The 3761-nt window shown below is 25.5% G+C and carries 4 protein-coding genes and 1 pseudogene; 2 read left to right on the top strand and 3 right to left on the bottom strand.

Features of this window, described 5'->3' with window-relative positions; genetic code table 11:
• A pseudogene (locus tag ACERKK_RS12045) lies at positions 1–428 on the bottom strand (GGDEF domain-containing protein); the annotation flags it as partial.
• Positions 429–652: 224 nt separating this feature from the next.
• On the opposite strand from ACERKK_RS12045, the gene ACERKK_RS12040 reads away from it, so the two are divergent.
• Complete coding sequence (locus tag ACERKK_RS12040; RefSeq protein ID WP_373773322.1) at positions 653–928, top strand: hypothetical protein; 276 nt, start codon at positions 653–655, stop codon at positions 926–928.
• A gap of 400 nt (positions 929–1328) precedes the next feature.
• Positions 1329–2825, top strand: a complete 1497-nt coding sequence (locus tag ACERKK_RS12035; RefSeq protein WP_373773321.1) for an HD domain-containing phosphohydrolase — start codon at positions 1329–1331, stop codon at positions 2823–2825.
• A 222-nt stretch (positions 2826–3047) separates the two neighbouring features.
• Here ACERKK_RS12035 and ACERKK_RS12030 read toward each other — a convergent pair whose 3' ends face one another.
• Both ACERKK_RS12030 and ACERKK_RS12025 read right to left on the bottom strand, forming a co-directional pair.
• On the bottom strand, positions 3048–3425 hold the full coding sequence (locus ACERKK_RS12030; protein WP_373773320.1) for a DUF86 domain-containing protein: 378 nt from the start codon (positions 3423–3425) through the stop codon (positions 3048–3050).
• Positions 3418–3717, bottom strand: coding sequence for a nucleotidyltransferase family protein (locus ACERKK_RS12025; protein WP_373773319.1), 300 nt, complete (start codon positions 3715–3717; stop codon positions 3418–3420). Before ACERKK_RS12025 ends, ACERKK_RS12030 begins: the two co-directional genes overlap by 8 nt.
• Between the last annotated feature and the right edge of the window lie 44 nt (positions 3718–3761).

Genomic DNA, 3761 nt, shown 5'->3' with positions numbered 1-3761 from the left:
TTACTTTTATCTTGAAGCTCTTTTTTGTTAGTAATAATTACATTTTTGCCACTTTTATCTCTTTCTACTCTGATTACTTCTTTTCCATTTTTATCAATATATCTGGCTTGCATAATCATTTTATTACTTGATGTAACTGCATGAAATATTTGTTCTAAATATTTACGATTTGTTTCATCCTTTAATTTTGAAAAGTTTTTTGTTGCAATATTTCCAGCAAGAACTTTAATAATATTATCCATATCTGACATATGTGGCATTAATATTGATTTTATTTTTATCTCATAAATTTCTTTTGCATCAATTGCTACATCTGTTTCTATTTGTTTAGTTTGAAAATAATAACTAATAGAAATACAAAATAAAGAGATGATAAAACCATAAATAATAAAATATAGACTGAATAGTTTTCGAAAATTATTATACAAAATACATAGCCTTAATATAATTTTTTACAATTGTATCATTTTAATTGATTTTTTGGTATATATTAAAATGATTTTTTAATAATTATAAATTATTGCATAAACTCTTTATTATGTTAAATTTATGTTAAATTCTTTTTATTGTAATTTTAGTTTTGATACAATAAAAAGAATTTAATTATATTTAGAATTTTTATTTGTAATTTAAATTAAGAAAAAGGAAAAATATGAGTTTTGAAGAACAAGGATTTTTTGATAAGGTTTACCACAGAAATGGAAAACTATATAAAAAAGTAAATAAAGATGGTATTCAAGAAATGATTGATGTAGTTAATAGCAAATCATTTTCAAATAAAGATTTATTAATTGTAGATATAACTGATGATGAAATTAGAAGTTATAAAAAAATGTTAGCAGAGCTGGAAGCAACAAATATTGAAGAATTATCAATCAAACTAGACAAATTGAAATATAAAGTATACTTACGATTAAAGATATTTTAAGAACTAAGTAAAACAGCCAAACGGGAAAGATAAATTATAAAAAATGATATACTGTATCATAAGCTATAGATATCTTAAACAAAAAGTTGGGCTATTGTTATGCAAAAAGAATCTCTTAAAGAATCAGAACTTAAATATTGACGTTATGAATGTATTGGAAAAGAACTTTGGGAACTTGGTCTTTTCAAAGATATTCATAAAAACCAGCAAGCATTTAGAGAACTTCAAGAAAAAAACTATATCCTCTATGAAAACTTACCTCTTCTTTCTAAAATGGCTAGAAAAAAGAAGTAGAGTTTATAAGTATTTTATACGATGTTGCAGGAGAGCAAATCATCCAATGTAATATTAGGATGTAAGCTTACGTAAAAAAGTTGAAAAACAACTATTAGAAGCTAGAATGTTTTCTGATAACCTACTACAAACTGCAAATGTAATAATTCTAAAACTCTCTACAGAAGGTAAAATTATCTATTTTAATCCTTATCCTGAAAGATTAACAGGATATTTATTGGATGAAGTAAAAGGGAAAGATTGGTTTGAAATTTTTACACCAAAATATGCATATAAATCAATAAAAAAAGAGTTTCAAAAAACACTACATGATATAAATATCCAAGGTAACATCAATCCAATTGTAATAAAAAACAATGATGAATTACTAATTGAATGGCATAATACAAATTTCAAAGATGAACTTGGGGATGTTACGAGTTTTTTAAGTATTGGTATGGATATAACAAAACTAAAAAACTCTGAAATTGCTCTAAAAGGGGCTGTTCGTGCTTACAAAATACTTTCAGCGGTTAATCTATCTGTATCAAGAGCAAAAAGTGAAAATACTATTTTGCAAGAGGTAGTTGATGCTATTGTTACACAAGGTGAATATAGTTTTGCATCAGTTTATTATATTAAAAATAGTGCAAAAAAATATTTATCTTATAAAGTTTCATCAGGAATTGATAAAAGCTTTTTTTGTGAAAAAGAGATATCAATTGAAGATATAAAAAATGCCACTTCCCCTAGCGTAAAAGCAATAAATACATCAACAATTCTAATATGTAAGGATATAAATGAATCTTGTATTTCTAAAGAGTGGAAAGATAAATTGGTATCAAAAAACTATATCTCGACAATTTCTTTACCATTATTTGATAAAAATAGAGTTTTTGGTGTATTAAATATTTATTCAAGATATAAAGAAAATTTTAATCAAGAAGAATTAAAACTTCTTGAAGATGTAGCAGAAGATTTTGCCTATGGTATTCTTGCTCTTAGAAATAGTATCGAACATGAAAAACATGCATTAGAACTTCGTAAAAGTCTTGAACAATATATCCAAACCATTGCAATGACACTAGAGAGTCGAGATCCTTACACTGCTGGTCATCAAAGACGTGTTAGTGAATTAGCAGTTGCAATAGCAAAAGAATTAAAGCTTACTAGTGAGCAAATAGATGGAATACATTTTGCATCTATTATTCATGACCTTGGAAAAATCCGTATTCCTGCAGAAATTTTATCAAAACCTGGAAAATTAAGTGATATAGAATTTAAACTTATACAAATACACGCTCAAGCAGGATACGATATTATTAAAGATGTTCAATTTCCTTGGCCTATTGCAGATATGATTTTACAACATCACGAAAAAATTGATGGTTCAGGATACCCTCAAGGACTTAAAGGGAATCAAATTATGCTTGAAGCAAAAATAATCACAGTAGCTGATATAGTAGAAGCTATGTCATCACACCGTCCATATCGTGCTGCATTAGGTATTGATATTGCTATTAAAGAAATCCAACGTGGTAGAGGTATTCAATATGATGAAGATGCTGTTGATGCTTGTATAAAACTTTTTAAGGAAAGGAAATTTAAATTTATGGATAAATAGGTAAATTTGATAAAAACTAGGTAGAGTATTTGTAAGTATTAATGCATATCTACTCTTTATATTTAGAATATCAAAGGCCTAAGTTTAGGCTCTCAATCTATTAAATTAGAAAATTATATATGTGTATTTGGTGGAGGTGTGTAGGATTGAAGTTACTTGTAAATAGGCTATTTGTAAGGTGTTAAATTTAATATACCCCTAAAATATATTGATTTTAGAAGTTTATTTAATATCTTTGATTATTTGAATTGTAGTTTCAAGTAATTTATTAACATCTTCTTTACAAATATCAAAAATCACTTCTGCATCTAAATCAAAATAGTGATGAGATAATATATCTCTAATTCCTTTTACTTGTTTCCATGGAATATTTGGATAATTTAATAAAAGTTGATTATTAGATAACTTATCAACATTTTTAAATCCCTCTCCAATAGCAACTAATCTCATTGCAATACTATCAAGTTTTTCAAGTCCATTTTCAGTTTCTAAAAAGTCATCACTTGAAGTAATATGTTCTGCTCTTCTTTGAATTAACTCTAAAGAATATTTAATATCTTCAAGTGTTGATAATAACATTTCATTTTGTTCATTATGCATATATTAAATCTTTTTTAATCATTTTAAGAAAAAGTGGTTTAATATTTTTATGTTCTCTAATAATATCAACTTTCTTATTTAAATCATTTTCTATTTGTTCTTTAATCGCTACCATATCAAATAATGATGGTTCCATTTTAACAAAAATATCTATGTCACTATTATCATTTGCTTCATCTCTTGCATAACTTCCGAATAGTCCAATTTGTTCAATATTATATTTATTTTTGAATTCAGAATAATGTTCTTTTAAATAATTTAAGATATTTGTTTTATTAATTTGTTTAGACATAAATTAAATCTTTCATGATTTTTTTGTTTGAGTCAGATACAAAG

Origin of the sequence: Poseidonibacter sp., from assembly GCF_041821165.1 — a bacterium.
Taxonomy (GTDB): Bacteria; Campylobacterota; Campylobacteria; order Campylobacterales; family Arcobacteraceae; genus Poseidonibacter.
The sequence above is the reverse complement of the archived record's forward strand: the minus strand, read 5'-3'. Positions and strand labels throughout refer to the sequence as shown.

Bases quoted from the DNA above. Each gene is read 5' to 3' on its own strand.
- ACERKK_RS12030 (WP_373773320.1), bottom strand. From the start codon at position 3,425: ATGCATAATGAACAAAATGAAATGTTATTATCAACACTTGAAGATATT.
- ACERKK_RS12035 (WP_373773321.1), top strand. From the start codon at position 1,329: ATGTTTTCTGATAACCTACTACAAACTGCAAATGTAATAATTCTAAAA.
- ACERKK_RS12040 (WP_373773322.1), top strand. From the start codon at position 653: ATGAGTTTTGAAGAACAAGGATTTTTTGATAAGGTTTACCACAGAAAT.
- ACERKK_RS12025 (WP_373773319.1), bottom strand. From the start codon at position 3,717: ATGTCTAAACAAATTAATAAAACAAATATCTTAAATTATTTAAAAGAA.